This is a genomic window from Microbulbifer mixtoriginis (SeqCode), assembly GCF_052466765.1.
In genome coordinates this window covers 3,020,817-3,045,140 of record NZ_CP174289.1, presented here as the reverse complement: position 1 = coordinate 3,045,140, position 24,324 = coordinate 3,020,817, and the positions used below count along the sequence as shown (strand labels likewise).

At 46.9% G+C, this 24,324-nt stretch carries 18 protein-coding genes; 8 read left to right on the top strand and 10 right to left on the bottom strand.

The window, feature by feature from the left end; all coding sequences use genetic code 11:
• Positions 1–4: 4 nt before the first annotated feature.
• Both ACJJIV_RS13490 and ACJJIV_RS13485 read right to left on the bottom strand, forming a co-directional pair.
• Positions 5–865, bottom strand: a complete 861-nt coding sequence (locus tag ACJJIV_RS13490; protein ID WP_444889274.1) for a TauD/TfdA dioxygenase family protein — start codon at positions 863–865, stop codon at positions 5–7.
• On the bottom strand, positions 862–2,283 hold the full coding sequence (locus ACJJIV_RS13485; RefSeq protein WP_444889273.1) for an aromatic amino acid ammonia-lyase: 1,422 nt from the start codon (positions 2,281–2,283) through the stop codon (positions 862–864). The genes ACJJIV_RS13490 and ACJJIV_RS13485 overlap by 4 nt, the downstream gene beginning before the upstream one ends.
• 180 nt (positions 2,284–2,463) lie before the next feature.
• Here ACJJIV_RS13485 and ACJJIV_RS13480 point away from each other — a divergent pair, with 180 nt between their 5' ends.
• Complete coding sequence (locus tag ACJJIV_RS13480) at positions 2,464–3,324, top strand: LysR family transcriptional regulator (protein ID WP_444889272.1); 861 nt, start codon at positions 2,464–2,466, stop codon at positions 3,322–3,324.
• A gap of 54 nt (positions 3,325–3,378) precedes the next feature.
• Here ACJJIV_RS13480 and ACJJIV_RS13475 read toward each other — a convergent pair whose 3' ends face one another.
• Together ACJJIV_RS13475 and ACJJIV_RS13470 are read right to left on the bottom strand one after the other, a co-directional pair.
• Positions 3,379–3,696, bottom strand: a complete 318-nt coding sequence (locus ACJJIV_RS13475; RefSeq protein WP_252083464.1) for a cupin domain-containing protein — start codon at positions 3,694–3,696, stop codon at positions 3,379–3,381.
• Between the two features lie 2 nt (positions 3,697–3,698).
• A complete protein-coding gene (locus tag ACJJIV_RS13470; protein ID WP_252083465.1) occupies positions 3,699–4,580 on the bottom strand; it encodes a LysR family transcriptional regulator in 882 nt (293 codons plus the stop codon).
• Positions 4,581–4,694: 114 nt separating this feature from the next.
• Here ACJJIV_RS13470 and ACJJIV_RS13465 point away from each other — a divergent pair, with 114 nt between their 5' ends.
• The 3 genes from ACJJIV_RS13465 to ACJJIV_RS13455 all read left to right on the top strand — a co-directional run bounded on the left by ACJJIV_RS13465 (position 4,695) and on the right by ACJJIV_RS13455 (position 6,283).
• On the top strand, positions 4,695–5,369 hold the full coding sequence (locus ACJJIV_RS13465) for a type 1 glutamine amidotransferase domain-containing protein (RefSeq protein ID WP_444889271.1): 675 nt from the start codon (positions 4,695–4,697) through the stop codon (positions 5,367–5,369).
• Between the two features lie 144 nt (positions 5,370–5,513).
• Positions 5,514–5,966 (top strand): DMT family transporter, encoded by a 453-nt coding sequence (locus ACJJIV_RS13460; RefSeq protein WP_444889270.1) that lies wholly within the window; start codon positions 5,514–5,516, stop codon positions 5,964–5,966.
• 20 nt (positions 5,967–5,986) lie between these two features.
• A complete protein-coding gene (locus ACJJIV_RS13455) occupies positions 5,987–6,283 on the top strand; it encodes a putative quinol monooxygenase (protein WP_444889269.1) in 297 nt (98 codons plus the stop codon).
• Positions 6,284–6,487: 204 nt separating this feature from the next.
• On the opposite strand, the gene ACJJIV_RS13450 is transcribed toward ACJJIV_RS13455, so the two are convergent.
• The 3 genes from ACJJIV_RS13450 to ACJJIV_RS13440 form a co-directional block, all read right to left on the bottom strand.
• On the bottom strand, positions 6,488–7,939 hold the full coding sequence (locus ACJJIV_RS13450) for an aryl-sulfate sulfotransferase (RefSeq protein WP_444889268.1): 1,452 nt from the start codon (positions 7,937–7,939) through the stop codon (positions 6,488–6,490).
• Between the two features lie 1,030 nt (positions 7,940–8,969).
• Positions 8,970–9,872 (bottom strand): hypothetical protein, encoded by a 903-nt coding sequence (locus ACJJIV_RS13445; protein ID WP_444889267.1) that lies wholly within the window; start codon positions 9,870–9,872, stop codon positions 8,970–8,972.
• A 135-nt stretch (positions 9,873–10,007) separates the two neighbouring features.
• Positions 10,008–10,343 (bottom strand): gamma-glutamylcyclotransferase family protein, encoded by a 336-nt coding sequence (locus ACJJIV_RS13440; protein WP_444889266.1) that lies wholly within the window; start codon positions 10,341–10,343, stop codon positions 10,008–10,010.
• A 628-nt stretch (positions 10,344–10,971) separates the two neighbouring features.
• Here ACJJIV_RS13440 and ACJJIV_RS13435 point away from each other — a divergent pair.
• Both ACJJIV_RS13435 and ACJJIV_RS13430 read left to right on the top strand, forming a co-directional pair.
• A complete protein-coding gene (locus ACJJIV_RS13435) occupies positions 10,972–11,211 on the top strand; it encodes a hypothetical protein (RefSeq protein ID WP_252083478.1) in 240 nt (79 codons plus the stop codon).
• Positions 11,208–11,615, top strand: coding sequence for a L,D-transpeptidase family protein (locus ACJJIV_RS13430; protein WP_252083479.1), 408 nt, complete (start codon positions 11,208–11,210; stop codon positions 11,613–11,615). Before ACJJIV_RS13435 ends, ACJJIV_RS13430 begins: the two co-directional genes overlap by 4 nt.
• Before the next feature lie 84 nt (positions 11,616–11,699).
• On the opposite strand, the gene ACJJIV_RS13425 is transcribed toward ACJJIV_RS13430, so the two are convergent.
• A complete protein-coding gene (locus tag ACJJIV_RS13425) occupies positions 11,700–13,106 on the bottom strand; it encodes an alanine/glycine:cation symporter family protein (protein WP_444889265.1) in 1,407 nt (468 codons plus the stop codon).
• A gap of 177 nt (positions 13,107–13,283) precedes the next feature.
• Complete coding sequence (locus tag ACJJIV_RS13420) at positions 13,284–14,789, bottom strand: MFS transporter (protein WP_444889264.1); 1,506 nt, start codon at positions 14,787–14,789, stop codon at positions 13,284–13,286.
• A gap of 185 nt (positions 14,790–14,974) precedes the next feature.
• On the opposite strand from ACJJIV_RS13420, the gene ACJJIV_RS13415 reads away from it, so the two are divergent.
• Both ACJJIV_RS13415 and ACJJIV_RS13410 read left to right on the top strand, forming a co-directional pair.
• Complete coding sequence (locus tag ACJJIV_RS13415) at positions 14,975–17,416, top strand: glycoside hydrolase family 31 protein (RefSeq protein ID WP_444889263.1); 2,442 nt, start codon at positions 14,975–14,977, stop codon at positions 17,414–17,416.
• A 51-nt stretch (positions 17,417–17,467) separates the two neighbouring features.
• Complete coding sequence (locus ACJJIV_RS13410) at positions 17,468–19,369, top strand: alpha-amylase family protein (RefSeq protein ID WP_444889262.1); 1,902 nt, start codon at positions 17,468–17,470, stop codon at positions 19,367–19,369.
• Between the two features lie 73 nt (positions 19,370–19,442).
• Here ACJJIV_RS13410 and ACJJIV_RS13405 read toward each other — a convergent pair whose 3' ends face one another.
• Positions 19,443–21,989, bottom strand: coding sequence for an alpha amylase C-terminal domain-containing protein (locus ACJJIV_RS13405; protein ID WP_444889261.1), 2,547 nt, complete (start codon positions 21,987–21,989; stop codon positions 19,443–19,445).
• Positions 21,990–24,324: the final 2,335 nt, after the last annotated feature.

Here is a 24,324-nt window from a genome sequence, read left to right as displayed (position 1 = left end):
TTAATCACTTATAGTACTTAATCGGTTTTTCAGCAGAAAAATGTACACGATGTAATTCTCGTCGTTGATTGTAATCATTGACGGCATAGTGTAAGACTTGGTGATTATTCCAAATAACCAAGGTCCCAGGACGCCATTGCACTCGACAATTGAATTCTGGTTTTTCTATATGCTGAAATAAATAATTCAAAAGCCCCATACTCTCATCGCATGTCATTCCCTCAAATTGCGAGGTGGTAGTTCGGTTTAAGTAGAGAAAAGGCTTACCGGTTACAGAATTTTTACAGACTGCTGGATGTATAGCAGATTCTAGTGGCATCAATTTTAGTGCTCGTTCTATACTTGAATCATCTCCATCTTTACCTTCTACTGATTTCTTCAGCGGCTGTTTTTTAAGCATCAACTCTGTCGTATGTATCACATTGAGTGAACCGACTAACTGTTGCATTACAGTTGACAGATTCTCATAAGCAAGCGTTGAACTTGTAAATAGGGTATCACCACCCCTAGGAGGAATATCAATACCGTACAATGCGATACCTTTTACCGGGTTGGAGTAATAGCCCTGATCGTGATGCCATATTCCTCCTGTATTTTTCTTTTCACCAGGCTCTTTAATAATTTTAGCAACTTGTGGATAACCCTCTGAGTGACCTTGAAAGAAGAAATAGTTCTGCTGAAGCTCCCCAAACAAGCTGCAGAACCTAACAAATGCCTGAGTATCCAGGTCCATATCTCGGATAACTAAAAGTTCATGTTCATGCCATAAATTTTTTAATGTTTGCTCAGTGTCCAGACCTAATTCAGAAATTTCTTTAGCGGAAATCTCAATACCAAAATTTCCTGTTAAATAGTTAAAATTCATAGAATGCTCTCTAATTGAGATGTTGTATATTGCGGCCAATTCACTAATTTTAATGCTTCTGGCAAATCGCCACTTGTACGCATTATTGCTGCCCTAGCTGAGCAAAAAGTCGCTGCTCGAATAATTTCCCTTAAGCTATCCAGTTGGTCGCTGACATTATTGAGAGCTGTCATTCCGCAGGGAACCAAGTCCTGATTGTTTCCTTCACACGAGAAACTCATCTGACGCACAGGTGTTGATCTGGCTTTTATTTCCTGGAACAGAGCCGACGATAACTGATGAATTCCTTTACAGTGGTTAAACGATTCAGCATTTAAATTATCCGGCAGCCCTCCATTCAAGCGATGATCCATCAAAATCAATATTTGTCGATCAAGCATTTCGGCTAAGCGATGGATAATTTCCTGCATAAATTCGGCAGAAGCTGCCAATCCAATCGCATAAAACAATCCACCATGCCATGGGCCTGATTCAAGAATTAGAGGGTTATCTGCAACAGCAGTGGCTTCGGAACGAATTTTTGCCTCAGAATAATCCAATAGATCAAGGCAGTGGCCTAATATCTGGGGAGCACAGCGAACAGAATATCGGGCTTGTAATAAGCTTTTTTCACCCTCAATAACTCTTGAGGAGCGCAGGTAATCACGTCGTAACTGGGTAAGTAATTGGCCAGCACGAGCATAACTGCCGTGCACCTCTCCATAGCTCAACCCTTCGGAGAAGTGTTCATCTCCCGCCCCTATGGCCATGGAGGTTAATGCCACAGATTTGAAACAATCCCTTAATAGCTTTCTTAGCTGATAATCATGTTCAATAGCCCAGGAAGCCATCATAGCATTGGTATTTACAAGCCCAATGACATCACGGGGGCCTCTTGGCCCTTGTTCAAACAGTGGTGAAATAGCATGGGCCATGGAAATCAAATCACCACTGGCTCCAAGGCTCCCTTTTCGAGGCACTCTCGGAAGCGTTTCACTGTTGGCTAGCTTAAGAAGCGCTTGATAAGTGGAAGGATGGATACCAGATAAGCCGTGCGCTGTTTTTAGAGCCTGTAACTTTAATGCACGCCTGACTACCGATTTCGGTAATGGCGCACCAACACCAACTCTTAAATACTCCAGAAGATTGACTTGTGTCTCTTTCCACTGATTTGGATCTAAGCGATTGCGTTCATTTTCTCCATAACTTGTGTGCAAACCGTAGATAGGGTTTCCATCATCTCCAAGCTGTTCCTGCAGTAATGCATAGGAGTGTTTAACTCTAGAAAGGTCTATGTCACTCGCAGTAATTGGATTATGTAAGTATCCCCACTCATACCAAGCATGTAGAGGAAAAGTTAAAACTGAATTGAAATTAGTTTCATAAGTTACTGCACTACCATTCGCTACCGCCGGATAGCTTAGAGATGATGTAGACACCCTGACTCCAGAAATAATTTGAATACTAGGAAGGCGAAGAAATTAGCATGGGAGTTGAAACTTGAAAAATAGATGTCGTCGCTGGTTGCCATAGGCAATATCTATGGCAACAAAATAAATGTCGATGTAGACTCAACTTAAACACACTGGCTTTTTAAAGTGGCTAAATAAGTTATACCTATGTTTCCACACGCTGATGAACTCAATTATTTTATTGAAGTTGCTAAAACAAAAAATATCTCAAGAGCTGCAGAGAGATTAGGGATTCGGCAGCCGAGTTTAAGCGCGGCTATCAAGAGGCTGGAAAGACAGCTTGGTACAGAAGTAATCATACGAGAGAAAACTGGTGTGCAATTGTCTCGTGCAGGGTTAAGACTATTAAAAAGTGCTCAACAGTTACTTGATGATTGGGATGAGGTAAAGTACTCAGCGCTGCGCGAAAACAAAGAAGCTGTTGGTCACTTCACTATCGGGTGTCACAGCTCCATCTCTCTACATATGCTGCCTGAAAGGCTGGCCGGATTTATTGCTCAAAATCCAGGTATCGAATTAAGCTTCCAACACGCGCTTTCTCGGGAAATTGTCGAATCAGTGATCAGCTGGAAAATTGATATCGGCATTGTGGTAAATCCCGTATCCCATCCTGATTTGATAATAAAGCACCTCTGTCATGATATGGTGAGTTTTTGGCATAACCCTGAAAAAATACAGTCTAGGGACGTATTAATTTATGACCCAGCGCTGATGCAAACAGACTGGCTGCTAAAAAACATGGAAAAAAATAACAAATATAAACAATATATTACTTCCTCTAGCCACGAACTGATCACAAATATGACACTTGAGGGAGTCGGGGTCGGTATTATTCCTGGCCGAGTTGCTCAAACAATTGGAAGAAATCAGCTTCAATGGGTTAGTAAAGACCAACCAGGCTTCAAAGATGAAATCTGCTTGGTGTATCGAAGGGAAATAACCCATAGCTTAGGTGCAGAGAAACTAATTAAAGAATTTAAACTTACAAATTACAAAAATTTTGGTTAGCAGAAGATATATTCAAACTACAAAATTCAATTATTTTTGAACTTTATTTTAAGTTTATTCACGATAAAATATTGCCAGCCATACCGTCGCCTCATCAGAGGATGTCTCAATCACCCGGTGCTTTCTTCCAGCCTTTATCAATAAGCAATCACCAGACTTCAGCTGGCATATCTCCCCACAGTCAAACTCCACCACACCATAACCACTCAGTACAAGCACCCACTCGTGTTCACTCTGATCATACCAACCTTCCTCCGGTGAAGACTGGCCGTATGAAACAATTCTTTCAATTCGTATAGCATCACTTTTTATGATGTCCTGGAAGTGCTCAACCTCAGTGTTTTTCGGGAGGTTTTCTAGAATATTTATCATATTTACTCCTGCCAGCTAGAAAAGTGATCCATTAGATAATCAATGGCCATTCTCGCTCGTATTGGTAAAAAGCGGCGATTCTGATACACAATCCAGCTACTGGCTCCGCGCCCCCAAAAAGGCTCCAGTACGGGCTCTAATAGCTGTGACTCTATAGAGCGGTTAAAACTGCTTTTTGGCATATAGGCAATACCTAGGCCTTTTTCACATGCGTTAACCACTGTATGGGCATTATTACTTCTCCAGCGTCCATTAACGCGAATAGACTCCTCGGTGCCTTCTATATCAAATATCCAGTTCTCATTATTCGCAACAATACAACTGTGCGACTTTAAATCCTGTGGGTGGATTGGCCTGCCGAATTGATCAAGATATTCCGTGCTGGCAACTGCCATCATCTGGCGGCCAGCCAGCTTGCGAGCCACCAGCCCAGAGTCCTCAAGGCGGCCATAACGGATCGCAAAGTCGATACCATCCTCTACAAAATTGGCCATTCGGCTGTTGAAATCGATGTCGATCTTTAAGTCAGGGTGTTGTAAGGCGAAATTCATCAGTGCTGGAGCCACATACTGTTCAGCAAATAAACCAGCGCAGCTCACGCGCAACGTGCCACTCAGCTCATACTGCTGCAGGCTTAGCTGTTCATTGGCCTGTTGCAGACCCACAACCAGCTCTTTACAGCGCTGGTAATAAACAGCCCCAGCCTGAGTCAGGCTGACCAAGCGCGTTGTTCTAGCCAAAAGAGCGCTCCCCAGGCGCTCCTCCAAGCGAGCCACCTGCCGGCTCACATGGCTGGTACTGCAGCCCAACTGTTTGGCGGCCGCAGAGAAACCCTGGCATTCAGCTACAGCAACAAATTCGACTACACCGTCAAATGTATCCACACTTCACCATTATTGCTATTTAGCAAAAGTATTTCACAGAAATCTCATATTATCATCTTATCAGGGACAACCTAGAATCCTCCCCACTGAATGCTTAACACAGAGGACAGATTCATGAAGAAAGTACTTATTCCTGTAACTAACCATGCAACCCTTGGGGAAACCAACCAAGCTAATGGCACCTACTCCCCTGAGCTGACTCACGTCGTGCATGTACTTAAAGAAAATGGCATTGATTACGATATTGCCTCTATTAAAGGTGGCAAAGCACCACTCTACGGTACAGATATTGAAGGAGATGAGGTCAACAGCCAGGTATTGGCCGATGAAGACTTCCAGAACCGTGTCAACAACACTATTCCAGTAAACCAGTTGAATACTGCTAGTTACGATGCGGTGTTCTACCCAGGTGGGTTTGGTCTACTTTCCGACTTAGCAAGCAATGAGGACTTTGCCAAGTTATCTGCAGAGCATTATGAAAATGGCGGTGTACTTGCTGCCGTGTGCCATGGACCAGCTGGCCTGCTGCCTATCACTTTGAGCAATGGTGAAAGCTTACTGGCAACTAAGTCTGTGACTGCATTTACCCGAGAAGAAGAAATCGATTTTGGCACCATTGAAGATATCCCCTTTCTGCTTGAAGAAGCTATTAGCAGAAAATCTGCTCGATTTAACAAAGTGCAACCCTGGCAGGAATTTGTCATCGAGGATGGCCGTGTGATTACTGGACAAAACCCAGCCAGTGCACATGCTGTTGGTAAAGCGATCGTTAAACAGTTAATAAACTAGCCGTTAATAACGAATCAATAATGCTGGCGCAAACTGATGTCCCTGCGCCAGCTTTCCATAACCCTTCAGCTTCCATTGTGGGCCAACACAACTCATCTACATGAGCAGTTATAGCCTTAAAACCCCTTCAGTGAGGTTCCAGCAGTGCCTAGCTCAATTCTTTATCCGTCGCTAATGTTAATTGCCGGAATCGGCATCCCGGTGATGGCCACGTTAAATAGCGGTCTAGGTGTGAAGCTTGGCAGCTCTGCTCTCGCTACGACGATTTTGTTTTTTGTCGGACTGACCATCTCTATTATTTACTTATTTAAAACTGAAGGTTTCCAAGTAGCCGGTTTTCACAAAGATATCTCCTGGCACCTTTATCTCGGCGGAATATTAGTTGCTTTTTACGTACTCAGCGTCACCTGGGTTTCACCAAAATACGGCATTGGCAATACTATATCCTTTGTGTTACTCGGCCAGCTCTTTGCTATGGCCACCATCGACCATTTTGGCCTCTTTGGCGCACAACAAACCAGCCTGGACCCCAAACGAATTATTGGATTTATTCTAATGATTACAGGCATCTTACTAGTGGTAAAACGAAATTCATAAATATATCTGGAGATCCGATAATGCCCAATCTATATGTAATGGCAAAAGTGAAGTCTAAACTTGGAGAAACACAGAAAGCTAAGAACATTCTGACAAGACTGGCAGCGAACTCTGAAAAGGAGAGCGGATGTTTGAGTTATCAGATTTTATGTTCGAGTGAGGAAACAGATACCTTTATGACGTTAGAGGTATGGGATTCAAAAGAAAGTGAAAGAAAACACTGGGATGAGCCCCATTTAAAAGAATCATTAAAAGAGTTAGAACCAATTTTAGCTAAAGAACCAAGAATCGAAAAATATCAGCATACGTCCGATTAAAAACATACGATTTTCTTCAGCAGAGTAAATGATCATAGGCCCACAACAAAATTAGTGTGGGCCAAGGAGAATATTCGGAAAGTAACAGGAGACACTTGAATCATAAAAAGGCAGTAGATTTATAAGCTTCATCAACAGTGAAAAAAATCTATTCACCTTGAATTAAAAAACTATAAGGGCCACCCGCTCTAAACGTTTTTGTCATTACTCAGGAAAATTAAAAACAGGATTGGTGGTCAACATTTCCGACCAACTAACACGCTCTGCTCGGTAAATCGTGCTATCGTACACTTTTAATTCCCACGCAGTTTCCGCTTGGCTAGTCGATGTTACCTCTATCAAGTAAGCATTGCGATCACTCCCCGTACTGATATCCGATGGACCACCGGCACATAGTAATATATTTCCACCGGCAAGCTCATCAACATCACCCAATGATTGAGTATACTTTGGCGCTATGTATTCCCAGGTTTGCTCAGCACTCATTGTCGATGTATTGAGCAGAAACTTTACTGCACGGCTATTGTAGATATTGCCACTCAACTCAGCTTCATTTCTGTTGTCGTAAATCAGAATTTCATGATTACTTGTCAACATTGGCGCATGCTGCGAAGCCATCCAGGAACCAGTATGTAGTGTAAAGAATTTATCCTTCAAATCGCTCTCAATATCTGAATCCCTCCCCATTATCCAATTTACCGCACCAGACTGATGATCAATACTGACCACCCAGCTCTGAGAGCGGCTAGAAAGTAAAATGGAATTATCCTGAGGAACATAATGCAGTGCATTAGAGTGGCTCCAGTCAAGGGCTCCGTTATCCAAAACCCTACTGGCCAAAGCACCGGGGAAACGGCTGGTATCCAAGTGATCAAATGCTGACCATCGCCAAACTGTGTTCCCTTCAGTATCGATTTCCAAAATGGCATCTCCTTGTAAAAAATGCTCACCAAACTGGCCAGTTTCGTTGGTTAACACCAACAGATTGCCATTCTCCAGCAAATGGACATCGTGGTGATAACTCGGCAATTCGAAAGAGGACAACACCTCTCCGGAGAAGGAGATTACTCGGGCCTCCCCACTGAGTAATAAAAGTAAACGCCCACCCTGTAGGTTTCTCGCTACTGGGGCACCAGTTAATGGAACATCACCGTGCAGATACCAAACAACCTCTCCCTCTTCATCAAATCCCCAGAAAGTACTATCCCTCTCCGCTGATGGCGCGAAGATAGTGATGCCACCCTCGGACTTAACCGTTTTATTCAAAAGCTCAACAGCGGGGACCCCCTCAGGCACCGACCCTGTTTTAAACTCTACGATTTCACTGTGAACAACCTCACCACTATCTAAAAGTGCAACCGCAGTAAACCGATAGGTAGTATCCGCGCGCAGGCCGACCACGGTTACTTCGTGATTTGTACCTGGCTCACTATAATCTGTACGTCGTCGGCTGGTATCTGCAGATTTAAACCTTATTGCCACTCTCGCCGCTTCCGCAGTAATCACGCTGGCATTCACCATTAGATGGTTCTCTGGGTGAGCGCTGAGTACTAATTGAACAGCATCATCTTCCTGCGCAAAAACCTTAGGGACAATACCTGTTAAAAACAGTAAGAATACTGATTGAAAAACAGCCAACCTAATATATTTACTCATAGAGGTTCTCACAGTTTGTCATGAATACAACTGTTTAACGCAACCATTGCCCCGTTGGTTTACAAAGAAGTTTATTTTTTTATAGACTGCAATTAACCGTAATTAATAATTATCGACTAAACGTGCTTGATTCTGTAATTTGCACAAAACTGAGAACTAGCACACATTTACCAGATGTTAGAAAAATTCACTGCAGAAACTAATCCTTCACCTCTCTGCCAATTTACCTCCCCAAATTACTCGCCCTGTCTACTTATCCAGGTAGGTGATTATTATATTGATGTAAGGATATCCTTTGAAAAGATTTACTCTCAGCTCCGTAATCATTCTTTCCACATTCAATACTATGGCAATAGAAAACAGCTTCTACCTTAAGCCATCTTACGGATAGTTAGATATAGATATCTCTACTCAGTAAAGTGAAGAGTATTTTGAAACAAATCTGTCCAGCCCGAGAGATTGGACAGTAACTTTAGGATACTGCCTAAATAATTTTTTTGCTATTGAGGGGGGGGGATGCCGACTTTGGTGATACAGAAGGAAAAATTAGGGAAAGTGATTCTATCACTTACAGTGAGTACGCATCAGGCAACTATGATTACAACTATAAAATTAATATTGACGCTAAGACAAAGATGCTTGGCATATCCCTAACATCCGATATTACAAAAAGATTCTATACAGGAATTCGTGCAGGTTCTCATTTGTGAGAAACCGAATATGAAGAAAAAGAAAACTATATCTGGAATTATAAGCGCGTCGACTTTGAAGGAAGAGTAGTAAGCTCTTTTTCCGATAGTATCAGCGATTCAGATAAAGGTGAGAACGATGGTAGTGATCTTTACTACGGAGTTTTCATTGGCTGGAACTACAACAACTGGAGCGTAAGTCTAGCGCACACTATTTTTGAAATGGACGAAAGGAGGCCCAGCCTCTCCTCCCTGGGGCTGACTTACAATTTCTAAAGACCGCTCTTACTTTTTTCAGCAGCCAAATCGGCTGCTGAATTTATCTTTAAAAAACTCTAAAGCTACTTTATCCCCGCAAACAATACCTCAAACCAGCGCAAATCCTCCGGCCCCAATTGAGCCTTTTTGGCCAGTCTCTTATCTCGATACACATCCTTATATACATGATAAACCGCTCGCTCGGTCAACTCGCGCCAGTGTTCGCTATTAAGCTCAGGGATTGAGCCATCGGCTAAATTGGGATCGGTCAATGGGTCGTGCTGGGCTTCAGTGGTTCTCAGCGCTAATTCCAATTCTTGTAGAATCGGATTGATCACCTTAAGGGTATTCGATTCGGAAAACTGCTTGGCGACATCTTCCTCTGCCTGGCGAAGCATTTTTTTACCTTGTAATTCCGATAGCTTTTCTCCGGCTGAGCGCAATCCGAATTTATTGACCAGGCCACTCATACCGGGCAGCACCGCCTTGGCTGCCAGCCCGGCACCGATCAGGGGATTAAACACTGCGGCAACACCCCCAACTAACAGCATACCAACGGTCAATTTTCTATCGAGTTTGTCGATATCATCCGCCAGTCTTTCGAGAGAACTCTTTCCAGAATTTCCCCTTTCCAGGGATAACTCTACGGCGCTCTCCACCATAAATTTACGTAAACTCCCCTCATAATGGGAGTTGGGAAAGTGAAATATTCGGCATTTGGGTAGATCATTTACCTCTGGGGCATCATCAGGCAAACAACGCATTGTGTGCAGAGTAAAGCCAGTTTGTGAGAGCTTATAGGGAATCACAAAGTAATGTTTTTCATCGTATCTCTGCACAAAATTCTCACTGCGCTCCGCAGAAGAAAATATTGGCAGTCCGGCAACTACTTCTTGAAAAACTTTTAAACTGCCGATGATTTCAGCTGGCACTTCACGGGAAAGGCCAATTAGGCCCTTCTTGCCTTTATCGAAATATTGTTTCATATCTATTGATTCACAGAGAAGCAGCGAAAAATTTGGCCTAATCTGCAGTATCCGCATCCCCTCGCCCATCCCCCCTTGTGAAACACCTCCCTATGCCCTCTAATAAAAGCTTAACTACCTTAGTAAATGACGTCTTTAGTTTGCCTCAGCATAAATCCAGGCTTCTATACCAGATTTCAATTTGGCGGCAACCCGCTGATAGGCATCCACTTCATAGGCATCAGACTGAGCAAGCTCTTCGGCAGAGATTTCAAAGACCATACCCTCAACCGTATCAGAGGAGTGCCCTGTGTACTTCAGTATGGGGTGAAACTCCTTGCCGCTAGTTTGCACAACCTGTGGATCTATAATTCTTATTTCAGAAAGCTGGTAACCAATTAAAGTATCCTCAGATCCTTGTAACTTACGGCCAAAAGTCTCTAGTTGTACATTCTCTTGCTGAAGAGTGCCGTAGGAAAATAAAAGCTCCATAAATTAACCCCTGACCCCGCTAATGAATAATTCACTAATGTGGCAAATCCGCTGATACTTTATCGGCTAAAGACCCCGCTAAAGAAATCTCTTTAAGAAAATTCCTCAGATTGGAGTTCTAACGCCTATCAATCCCTTCGCAAACCATTCTTGCAAATGTATGTGAGATTAATAACCAGCAATTCACTTATTCCTTTTTGATGTGACTGGCCCAAGACACGGACCTTACCATCCCTTGGACCTGCATTGGTGAAAACCTGTGCTAACCCATCCCGCAGCTGAGGCCGAGTATACGGGGAGCTGCTTTGGGGAAATCTCTGACCTGCGCCGTGCTCCTGATTGGGTGCTAGGGATATCGCACCCTGGCAGGCAATGGTTAGGCTCTAAATCCATGGTTGTTTACACGGCCCACTGGCAATAGAGAGGTGTGTAATGCATAACCGACCTTCGCTGCAAAACCATCAAACTATACCTACACGACAGAAATCATCCCTACAAAAAGTACAAGGAGCTCTACGTAAAAACGCTTCGTTCGCCGCTGCGCTAATGGTTGTTGGATCGGCAATATTGGCCCCCCTGGCCTATGCTGCGGATTATTCCAATCCCTATTCCCGCCAGAGCCCAAGGTATGTCGCTCATCAGGGGCATGGAGGGCATTATGACCGGCACTCCAGATATAGCAGGGATTACAGGTACCGGAGAGAGTATAGGGGACACTCCCGATACAATAGGAATCAAAGGAGCTACTCTCGATACAGCAGGAACCAAAGGGCATATTCTCGATACGGCAGATACCAACAAGCTCAACCACAAAATAGCCGGCATATGTGGTTTAAAGGCCATGTACAAGGTACACCGCGTATTGTGATCGACTTAAGTGACCAGATGGCCTACTTCTATAAGGGAGGACGTCTCGCCGGCATGTCCCCGGTCTCTACCGGTAAACCAGGCCACCGAACTCCTACTGGTAACTTTCGTATTTCACAAAAGAAATACAGCCACCGCTCCAACCTGTACGGTCACTATATAAGCTCTCGTGGCCAAGTACTGCGCAGTAATGTGGATGTACGCCGCCATCGCAAGCCTGCCGGGTCTCGCTTCCGCGGAGCCTCAATGGATTACATGATGCGGATTAATGGCCCAGTCACCATGCATGCCGGTTATGTACCCGGTTACCCAGCCTCCCATGGCTGTATCCGCATCCCCTGGCATATGGCGAAGATTTTCTACCGCCACGCCAGAGTCGGCACAAAGGTATCTGTTGTGCCTTAGGTAAAATCTAGACACTTGTGAAAAGGCACCATAAAAAAGGCGGACTATTAAGTCCGCCTTTTTCTTTGCCTGGAAAAACATCTGCTATTGAGAGGCCTCTGCCCCTTCCCGCTTTGCGACTTCCATACGGGTGAAATACGCATGCGCTGCACGGTTTACATGCCGTGCCAGCAGTAATGTGGAAACCATAGTGGGCACAGCCATTACGGCGTACATGCCAATAATAATGCTGTTGACCGCGCTCAGAGAAGCCACCGCACCCAATACAATCAGTATCATATAGAGCCCGGTATAAAGGCCCTGCCAGCGGCCACCGAAAAGAAAAACATAGCACTTCATACCGTAATACCAGCAGGTGACGATGGTGCTAAAAGCCAGTGGTAGGACCATTAGCAGTAGCAAAATTGGACCAAACTGCCCAAATACCTGAGAAAATGCCTGTGCAGTCAGGGTAACGCCGGCAATATCCCCTTCCTGCTGCCAAGCGCCAGTCAGTAGTATCACCAGGGCAGTGCAAGTGCAGATAACCAGTGTGTCTACAATAGGGCCCAGCATGGCAACTACGCCTTCTCGAACGGGCTCACGGGTTTTCGCTGCACCATGGGCCAAAGACTCCGTGCCTATACCCGCCTCATTGGAAAATGCGCCCCGGCTTACCCCTACTGTGATTACCGAACCCAGAGTACCTCCAGCAATAGCTTGACCGCTGAAAGCATCCGAGAAGATCAGCGCAAATGCTGCCGGTACCTGCTCCCAGAAGCTGGCAATCACCACAAGGGTCATGCCCAGATAAAACAGCACCATGCCCGGCACTACTCTTGCGGAGAATTTACCGATACGCTGGATACGACCGGCTATAACGTAAGCCGATGCAACAGCAATTAATAAGCCAATAACAAAATCAAAAGTGAGTGAACCTCCGGGTGCTACCCAACCCAAGGGCTCAGCAAAAGACTCGCGCAGTAGCTGCGTGGTTTGATTGGACTGAAACACCGGCAACATACCGCAGAGTCCCGCCACGGCAAACAGTACCGCGAGCGGCATCCAGCGTCGGCCCAACCCCTCGCGAATAACATACATGGGGCCACCTTGCAGTTCCCCGGAGGCATCGCGACCGCGAAACATCACCGCCAGCGTCGCTGTATAAAACTTGGTAGCCACCCCCACCAGGGCGGTTACCCACATCCAGAAAATCGCCCCAGGTCCACCAATCGTAATTGCGATTGCAACCCCGGAAATATTGCCCAACCCTAGGGTTCCCGACAGCGCTGTGGAGAGTGCTTGGCTGTGATTCACTTGGCCAGGGTCATTGGGGTCATCGTATCGGCCACTTAAAAGCCCAATACTGTGCCCAAGATGGCGATAGGGACGGCCACGAGAATAGATCAATAGCGCGAGGCCTCCACCAACGAGTAGCACTAATAAGGGGGGACCCCAGACAAAACTGGCAAAAGCCTCTAATGCCCGATCAATAGCAGGGAATATCGACATAATTTAATTCATTTCCAGTGAGATTCGCCCAGTCTAGGTACGCTCACACCAGACTGTCAAAATGCCGCCATAAAACTCCGCAGCCTCATAAATGCGAAAAATTTGGGAAAACCTGGAATCCCGGCAATAAAAAAGCCCCAAATAGGGGCTTTTTTAACGATCTTTTACAACTTTTTATCAAGCTGTAGTAGTTGCCTTTAATGCGGGCTCGGGTTCTGAACTCTCCCTCACCAGCGCCACCGACATAGCGCCAAGCAACATACACACCCCCGCCAAAACAATGATGTAAATTGCCTGGTTTTCGAAAACTGTTTTCAATATCAAGCCAGCTACCAGGGCGGAAACAATCTGCGGTGCGGCGATAGTGAAATTAAAAATCCCCATATAAACACCGGTCTTATCCGCCGGCAGCGAGTCGGAGAGGATCGCATAGGGCATCGCCAGAATAGCGGCCCAGGCAATGCCCACACCCATCATCGGTAGCAATAATCCCAGGGCGCCACTGGGTACGGAAACTTCTGTAATCAACAGATTCACCTGTGTGGGATCGCCCCCCTGGAAGAACAGGAAGCTGATGTATCCAAAACCGCCCAGTGCCAACGATAGGGAATAAGTGAGCTTACGACCCAACACCTGAGACAAACGGGCCAGGACAATAGAGAAGATCGCCGCGAACAGAGAGTAAGCAGCAAAAATAATTCCTACCCAGTCACCGGCAGCACCCTTGGCAGCAGCGATATGTGCGGGAATTTCTTTGACACTTTCCAGATAGGCGGGATCAAACCACTTGGCTTCCACTCCCCAAACGTGTTGAGTGATTGCTGGCGTGGTGTAAACCCACATAATAAACAGGGCAAACCAGGAGAAGAATTGCACCAGGGCCAGCTGGCGCATAGTGCGCGGCATTTTCATTAGCAGTTGGAAAAAACCGATCAAGCGCTTTGCCAGTGGGGCTTTTTGCTGTCGTTCCCGCTCCAGTTGCGCGGAGTCGAGACCTTTATAGGCATTGTACTGCTCTGGCGGATACTCCTTGGTACGCAGCACAGTCCATAACACACTACCCAGAAGCACTGTGGCGCCGATATAGAAAGCCCATATAACGGAGGGCGCCACCTCTCCCGCACGGGCAGTATTTTCCAGACCGATCACATTAGTCAGGATGAATGGCAACATGGAGCCGAAGATGGCGCCAATGTTAATCAGCAAAGACTGTATCGAGTACCCCAGGGTGCGCTGCTCTGATGGCACCATGTCGGACACCAGGGCGCGGAAAGGCTGCATGGTCACGTTAAAGGCCGCGTCCATCAGGGCCAACATAACGCCGCCGAAAATAATTGGGGCCACTATCGCCACCACAATCCCGGCATTGGGCATAAACGCCATCCCCAGGGCTGCGGCGATGGCACCAAAAAGGATAAAGGGGTTGCGGCGACCGAAGCGACTCCAGGTTCGATCCGAGGCCGAACCCACGATAGGTTGCACAATAAGTCCCATGAGCGGTGCCACTATCCAGAACAGGGATAGAGAATGAAGGTCCGCCCCCAGATCAGACAAGATTCTACTGGCATTGGCATTTTGCAGAGAAAAGCCAAATTGCACCCCGAGAAAACCGAGACTGACATTCCACACCTGCCAAAAGGGCAGACGGGGCTGTTGAATAGGATTGGGCTCTGATTGGCTCATAGGGTCACCGCATCTCTCGTTATGCTTATTTTGCCATTCTGACACGCCCACCACAGGCCTCCATCCTCCCCCCAGCGGGGAGGATGCGGGCCAGATTCTGCGCTTTAGGATAAACTCAGGCCCAGCATACGCGTCGGGCCAACACGAAACTGTGAATCCTAATCAAGCAACTGAAGTCCCGCGCGATGATCCTAAAACTCCCACTCCTGCGCCTGGTGTGCCTCGCAGCTACACTCTGCCTGAGCGCTCAATCCCTGGCCGCTGAACAGCGCAACTACCGCGATCACACCATGAGCGAAGACTCACTAACTGTACAGACGAGTGAGGGCGAGGTCACCCTCACCCCGGCTGGTCCGTCAGCGCTATCGGTGCACTATCGCCGCGAAGGCCTGAAGCAGTTGCCCTCATTCGCGTTGGCCACCAATTCTGCTGGCCGATCCGAGGCAATGCTGGAGCAACAAGGGGACAAGCTCGTTTACCGCACTGGCTCGCTTACTGCAGTCATCCACAAGTCTCCCTTCCGAATCGAGTACTTGCGCGGCAGCGAACAAATCCTGAGTGAAGAGAGTGGCTTCTTTGCCACCGAGACGATGCGCGGATTCCGTTTCGCACTGTCACCAGAGGAAAAACTGCTGGGCGGCGGAGAGCGGGTTATGGGGATGGACCGTCGCGGCCAACGCCTCCCTCTGTATAACCGTGCCCATTACGGATACACCACCGAATCCAACCAGATGTATTTTTCCCTGCCAGCAGTACTGTCCAGCAACAAATACATTCTGCTGTTCGACAACTCTGCCACCGGCACCCTGGATCTGGGCGCAAACGAAGAAGATATCCTGCAATTTGAAGCCGTAGCCGGGCGCACCGCTTACATCGTGGTAGCCGGTGAGACTTATCCACAGTTGCTGGAAAATTATGTATCCACCACCGGCAAACAGCCCCTGCCCCCCCGTTGGGCCCTGGGTAACTTCGCCTCCCGCTTTGGCTATCACAGCGAAGCTGAAGTCCGCGCAACCGTGGATAAGTTTGCCGAAGAAGATTTCCCCCTGGACGCCCTGGTGTTGGACCTCTACTGGTTTGGCCCGGATATAAAAGGTCATATGGGCAACCTGGCTTGGGACAAGGAGGCCTTTCCCGAACCAGAAAAGATGATGGCCGACCTTAAAGAACGCGGCATCAATACCATCCTGGTGACCGAGCCTTTTGTCCTCTCCACCTCCGAACGCTGGCAGGAAGCCGTGGCGAATAATGCCCTGGCCAAAAACCTGGCCGGAGAACCCAAGCGTTTTGATTTCTACTTCGGCAATACCGGCCTGATCGATGTCTTCTCCGAAGATGGCCGCGACTGGTTCTGGAATATTTACGACGGATTATTGGAACAGGGCGTAGCCGGCTGGTGGGGCGACCTGGGTGAGCCGGAAGTTCACCCCTCCGATACCGTTCACGCAATCGGTATGGCCGATGAAATCCACAACGCCTTCGGCCACGCCTGGGCGCAATTACTGCACGAACGCCAAACGGCAAAACACCCTGAGCACCGCCCCTTTATTATGATGCGCTCCGGTTTTGCCGGCTCCCAGCGCTACGGCATGATTCCCTGGACCGGCGACGTCGCTCGGGAGTGGGGTGGCTTACAGCCTCAGGTGGAATTGGCTCTGAGTATGGGCTTGCTAGGCTTTGGCTACACCCATTCAGACCTGGGTGGCTTTGCCGGCGGCGAGAGATTTGACCGCGAACTCTATATCCGCTGGTTACAGTACGGCGTATTCCAACCGGTTTACCGCCCGCACGCCCAGGAGCATATTGCTTCCGAACCGGTTTTCCACGACCGCCGCACCCGCGATATCCTGCGCGAATATGTAAAACTGCGCTATCGCCTGCTGCCCTACAACTACACCCTCGCCTTCGAAAACAGCCAGACCGGCATGCCGCTGATGCGCCCGCTGTTTTTCGAAAACGAAAGTGACCTATCTCTCCTGGACTACAAGGATGCCTACCTTTGGGGGCAGGACTTCCTCGTTGCCCCGGTCGTAGAAGAAGATGTGGATGAGGTCGCGGTAAAACTGCCCGGCGGCACCTGGTTCGATTACTGGACTGATGAACACTATTCCGGCGATCAGGCCCTGGTAGAAGTGGACCTGAAAACTATTCCTGTACTGGTGCGGGCCGGCGCCATTATTCCCACCATTGACGATATCCTCAGCAGTCGTGATTACTCCAGTAAAAACCTGACCCTGGACTACTACGCGCACCCATCAGCAGCAAAGTCCGAGCGCTATGTTTATGAAGATGATGGCGCTACCGCGCAGGCTTTTGAAAAAGGCAAATACGAGAAGCTACATTTCTCAGCTGAAAACAAACAGCAGGGTTTAGCCTTCGTCTTTAATCGCGAAGGAGCCGGTTATACCGGTATGCCGGAATCTCGCACGGTCACTTTAAAGATCCACAACTGGCAACAAGTGCCCGTGCAGCTCGATATTAGCGGCGAATCCCTGCCTATTTTCGACAGTGAAAAAGACTTTACTCAGGCACCCCGTGGGGCCTGGTACAACAAGCGCAAGCAGCAACTGCTGGTTAAATTTGACTGGCACAAAGAACCGCTGGATTTAGTGCTCAAAAATCAATAATTCAGCAAACCGCTGTTCACTGACAAAAAAATTTAAAGTCATCAGGAAACAATGAAGAAGTTACATTCCCTGTTTATTGCCAAACTCCTTTCGGCTTCCCTACTAGGTGCTGCTCTATTCGGCACTGCCGGCTGCAGCCAGGAGAGCAGCCCGGAAGAAATACAGCACGCTGAAAAAATTGTGGAGAAAAAAGCTGTTATCTACCAAGTGCTACCGCGCTTATTTGGCAACACTAACAGTACCAACAAACCCTGGGGCACACTCGAAGAGAATGGTGTGGGCAAGTTCTCCGACTTTACCCCAAAAGCACTGAATGAAATCCACGCGCTGGGCGCCACCCATATCTGGTACACCGGCGCCCTGCACCACGCGCTCGTTGGCGACTATACGGAATACGGTATCAGTAACGATGATCCAGATGTGGTCAAAGGCCGCGCCGGCTCTCCCTATGCCATCAAGGATTACTACAGCGTAAACCCAGACCTGGCCAATAACCCAGCAGAGCGATTACAGGAATTCCGCGCACTGGTGGAACGCAGCCACGAGGCCGGCCTGAAAGTAATTATCGATATAGTGCCTAACCATGTAGCCCGCGCCTATCATTCTCTCGATAAACCCCAAGGCGTGCAGGATTTTGGAGCTGGCGACAACACCCAGGTCACCTATGCCCGCAACAACAATTTCTACTATGTGGTGGGCGAAGACTTCCGCGTACCCGTTGCAGAAGACAGTTATCAGCCTCTCAATGGCGAAGCCAATGATCTTGTCGATGGGCAGTTTATAGAGAGTCCAGCGAAATGGACCGGTAATGGCGCGCGCAGTGCACAACCTGCCATGCACGACTGGTATGAAACCGTCAAAATTAATTTTGGCGTTCGCCCCGATAACAGTAAGAATTTTTCTGAGCTACCCCAGGAATATGCCGAGCGCGACTACCGGGCCCACGCCCAGTTTTGGGCAGACAAGAAAGTCCCGGACACCTGGGAAAAATTCCGCGATATCGCCCACTACTGGCTGGACTTTGGAGTCGATGGATTCCGCTATGATATGGCCGGTATGGTACCGGTAGAATTCTGGAGCTACCTGAATTCCTCCATCAAAATGCGCAACCCCAACACACTGTTACTTGCCGAAATCTATACTCCAGAGCGCTATCGAGATTATCTGCATCTGGGCAAAATGGATTACCTCTACGATAAAGTCGGCACTTACGACGCTATTCGTGCGGTCATGGAGAACAAGGGCAGCACAGATAAAATCGCACAGGTACAGGCAAGCCTGGTAGATATCTCCTCTCATATGTTGCGCTTTATGGAGAACCACGACGAGCAGCGTATTGCCAGCCCACAATTTTCTGACAACCCAGAGGCTGGTAAACCTGCAATGCTGGTATCTGCCGTGCTCTCTCCAGCCCCTACCTTGGTTTACTTTGGCCAGGAGTTAGGAGAGCCCGCCAACAAAGATGCCGGCTTCGGTAAAGCCAGCCGCACCACCATTTTCGACTACTGGTCAGTACCCAGTGTGCGCCGCTGGAACAATGAGGGCGCTTTTGACACTGCACTGCTGACAAAAGAAGAAAAAGAGCTGCGCAGCTTCTACCAGCGCCTGCTTAATTTCTCCAAACAGAGCCCGGCCCTGCTTGGCGATTATCTGGACTTGCACAGCTACAACCGCAAACAGGATAGCGGCTATGGGGAAAAACAATTTTCTTTTGCGCGCTGGAATAAAACGGAAAAACTCTTGATCGTTGCAAATTTTGATCGAGAGGCCAGCAAATTCGAACTGCTGATCCCCAATGAGCTACTTAAACAGTGGAAACTGAAAGACGGCAGCTATGTATTAGAAGGGCAGATCAGCAATGCGAAGCAACAGCTGGTTATCCAAAATGGCCAGGGGCGAATAACACTTAATCTTCCCCCCTTTGAAGGCCATATCTTCAAGCTTGACAATTGACTAGCAAATACAGTCTTTTATTACAGAAAACCCGGCTCGAAGCCGGGTTTTCTGTATCAATACTAGATAATATTCACTGGGCTACCAGACTATAAATCAAGGTCTGATCATTCATCTGCACCTTATAGTTCCCTGTAACGGAGGTGTAAATATCAGAACCACCCTGCTCCAAAGTTCCATTAGAGTCACTATCACCATAGTTTTCACTCCAATCGCCACTCACATCAAACTTAAAACGTTGCTGGGATTGACCATCGAAGTTAACCGAAATTTCCCAAAGGTTGTCCGCCACTAACTGCATAGCCTCAGCTCCCCAGTTATTTGGCGTTCCACGAAAGTGTAGAGAGGCAAAATTAGAGGCATGGCTGCCGCAATCCACACAAGTCAGGGTATAACTGAGTGTTTTATCATTCACTTCAACAAGATAAGTACCAGACACATTGGTATAAATATCATTGCCTCCCTGCTCCAGAGAACCATCGGCATTGTTGTCCCCGTAATTTTCATCCCAGTTAGTGCTTACATCAAATTTAAAACGCTGGTTGCTACTGCCATCAAATACAACCGTAGTACGCCAGATATTATCTGCTATCAGAGTCATGGCCTGGGTGCCCCAGCTATTGGGCGTTCCCCGAAAATGCAGTGCCGTGAAGTTCTGTGCATAGCCTCCGTTGGGGTCAGTCACAGTAATGGCGGCAGTGGCACTGTCAGTCAGGCCATCGTTATCCGTTACCGTTACGGTTTCTGTATAGGTTCCAGCGTTGGCAAAACTCAGGGAAGTACTAGCGTTGCTGCCACCACTACTCCAGCTATAAGACACCACACTGCCATCGGTATCGTTAGAAGCGCTGGCATCCAACGTGATACTTTCATTGACCGCAACAGTAACTGCTGAGGGAGTGACAACCGCAACCGGTGCCTGCTTTGAGGAAACTTCAGTTAGGCTGTAACTCAGGCTCTGGTCGTTGACTTCGATTCGGTAATTACCGCTCACAGAGGTATAAATATCTGCACCGGTCTTATCCAAAGTACCATCGGCACCATCATCGCCGTAGTTCTCTGTCCAATCACCATAAATATCCAGCTTAAAACGCTGGTCCGCCTGACCATCAAAGTTCACAACTAATTGCCAGGTATTATCACTCACTTTTTCGAATGCTGTACTACCCCAGTTGTTGGCGGTACCGCGAAAGTAAAGGCTGGGGAAACCAGATTCAGCACAATCGTCACAAGGCGTCGCCAATTGCCCACCATGAATTGCCGCGGCAGAGTTGGCAGCGACATTAAAAGTGGCATAGCCGCTACTATCTACAGTAATCACATCGCCACTACACTCGTTATCGCCCGCCAACACATTGCAATAATCCCCTGCAGGCATGCCAGTGTAGAGCGTCTGGTTCAGAGAGCCCCCCTCATTATTGATCACCACAAATCCTTTGTTGCCACGGCCAAAGGCAATCTGGTTGTTGTCATTGTCCCACCAATTATCCATGGCAGTGCCATTGGTATAGTTACGAAAACCTACCATGTTGGCGATATTGCCCCAGCGATGCTGGCAGACCCAGGCACCATTTTGACAGTTATTCGGGCCACTGCTGGGAGGGCCAATGTCGGTATCGGTAAAGTTATACCCGGACATTACCTTGGGGTAGCCATAGGGATGAGCCAGCATAAAGACATTGGCCAGATTATATTTGGCTCCATCGTGATAAGTCAGATTACCACCGCCACCATGGCCCCGCTCGCGATCGTGGTTATCAATAAAATGAACGGCATCACTGGAGGAGAGCAGTCCCCAGCTTTCACCAATAGTGGCAAGATTTTTAATCTGACCGCTAAAGTTGCTGGCTACATCAGTGCCATATTTAAATTCAGTAACCCGGCCTAGAAAGGTATAATTGTAAGGCTGGATTTCTGAGGCCTCACCGGCAGCACCAATAACCTCTGAAAAGACCCAGGGGTTGCCAGCTTGATTCACAATTGCCTGTAAATCATCGGGGGACATGTGCTTGACGGCATCAATACGGAAGCCATCAACTCCCATGCCTTTTAATTTACTCAGGTAACCAGCAAGTTTTCCCTGCACATAACTGGAGCCAGTATCCAAATCTGGCAAACCACTCAACCGACAGCTCCACACATGATTGGCATCATTGTAGTTATTAATGGTGCAATCGGAGTGATAGTCGTTATCAGAAAACTCCGGATGGTCCAGCAAGGTCCACTCAGTGCCTCCCCAACCGGTGCCACCGCCATTCCAGGCCGCCGTATGGTTAATTACCGCATCGGCGTAGACTTTTACACCTGCTGCATGACAACGATTGATCATGCTTTGCAGTTCCTCCTCAGTACCGCTGCGACTGGTTAAGTTGGTATAAGTCACTGGCTGATAGCGCGCCCACCAGGTGGACAGGCTGATATGCTCATTGGGTGGAGATATTTGCACCGCATCAAAACCCTTAGGCCCAAGAAAGTTCTCACACTCACTGGCGATATCATTCCAGCTCCACTCGAATAAATGTACAAAAGCGGTACCGGCATTAACGTGGGCACTAGATAGTGTACCAAGTACAAGGCCTGTACTGGCCAGTAGCCTTTTTAGGGGAAATGGACTGTTCATTATTGCTTTCTCTTAGTCATCTTTTCGCTGTTATTTTTTATAAGCCAGGTATCTAAGCCCTCAATCACACAAACAGCGGATCAATGGGACTAGATTTCCTGAATATGAATACCAAAGTCACCGATTGAGAAACAGTAAGCTCTGAAGCTGAGAAAGGTTCTTCCAACAAAGGTAAAAGAAGCCAAGGGCACAACAGTCAATATGAGGTTCAAATTGCCAGACATTCACGGCTAGGCTCAGCAGCTGGATACATCCAAGCGAAAAGCTGGTATCCCTGTGAGCAAATGACTGTCATAGAATGACAGGCAAGGAAATAGATCAACCTAGTTATTGTTGTTATACCTAACTCAAAGAGTGCTTCTAACCTAGCGACTCTGACACAAGTGCCCACCCTCTCTGGGGTGTGACCTATTGCAGAGTAAAGAAATGGTACTAACGCACACATCCCCCTTCAGGGGGGGCGTAGTAGTTTTATCTGCAGGGATTTGAACTTAGTGACATGAGAAGCAGTGCGGTGCTCAAAAAAACAACAGAATTAATTTTTGGTGGCAGCTATTAAGTTAATGATGAATCAGTGAGGATGGAGGGCTTAAAACCCAGCATTTAAATCAAGTGACTTAAGCTGGTAGAAATCAACTTATGATAGCCAAAGTAATTATAGCCCTAATTAAGCAAGGTTTGTTGTAGTCTCAAGCAGTATAGGGTTCTAACCTACCGCTTGTAAACAGCCCTCAAAATTTTCAATTCTCTCTTTTTCAAGACCACCCTTCCTGCTTAATAATAACCATTGCTGTAGCACCTGAATAACTCAGATCCTTTTCACATAAGCGATCAATTTGACCAAGATTTTTAGCTCTTTGTGGCTGTTATTTCTGGATCAAGCCAGATACAAGAAAAAATAATTGAGATCAATATATTAAGCCAACAAATAATTATTAGGGTAGTGGTCACCATGACTACCATTTCAAATATGACATTAGTGCCAAATTAATGTAAGTCACTGATTTAGCTTACTTTTCAGAAAACTGATGTAAAATTGCCCCCGGAATAATAATCAGGATAATGTGGTTGTGACTATCACTATATAAATCTTAAATTTCATTATGGTTATATTCGCTGTTACAAGAAAAGGCTACTTAGAATTAGAGCCGATAATTAAATCAGCCCTATATCCAGTATGGGTAGGGGGTGATGTGCTGAATGAACAGGAGCTAGATTCGCTACGTTCAAGTAATATTGATCTAACCAACTTCAGTTACACGATTGCCCCTTGCGATGATAGAGCTCTAGATGAGGCATTAATCACGATTGCAGAGCATCATCCGAATGAGCGGGTTTGGCTAGAGTGTTGGCCTAAAATTTAATAAGCGGTTGAAGTCGCTACATAATGCGAGGCTGATACAGCTAACGCTATGCCCAAGCCGTCCCTAAACCGAACGTTATAGTAAAGAGATATGGAAATAATAGTACTCATACCTGGCCTCTTAATGGCAGTCTGTGTCGTAGCTTCATTTATTATGATGTTTAAAGCTAAGAATGAGATCAATAAGACCCCTCTTCACTTAAGATTTTTTGGTCTGCAAATCGTATTTCCAAAATATTTAACCGAAACGGGGAAAATATACAGGCGACGTTATTGGCAGTATTTCTTACTAGGACTTCTATTTTCCATACTAACCGTCGGCGCAATGTATTTTCTCACCCCTGAACTTAGGTATGAGTTGGGCAATGTCACTGCTTTATTAAGTGTATAATAATCACCGAAACATCGCCGCCTTCGCCGGCTGGACTCACTCCTGTACGGCGCGCGTTATATTTTCTAACTGTAAAAGGATTTAACTGATGAAACATCTAATACCATTCAAGATATTAAAAGCGTACATATTTCTGCAGTTCTTTCATGTGCCCGAGCTATATTCCTACTACCCGTGCCTTGCTTTATTGGGATTATAGTCGGGGTCATTATCGGACCATTTATCGGCTACTCAGCAATTGACTTCCTTAGGCTTATTAGCATTCCTGTTGCGGGCCTGGTTCTGTCTGCATTGTTAGCTGCCTTGGTGGCCTTTGAAGAGGGGGATCGGCAACGTACAAAGCAGTTGTTAGGTCAAGAACGTGAACCAACATAACAAAACCGATCAACCGTCTCCGGACCTTGAATCCTCCTCAGGACAGCTTAGTCTACATTTCGATACGCTTTAGCCAAGAGTTCTCAAAGAGTCCACTTACCATGGACATGAAAAAACAATGAGTAGACCCAATCTCGGAACAAGGGGGTAATTTCAATATGCAGTGAAATCAAATAGAGTTTGAAGAAGATGCAGTAAAAACTATA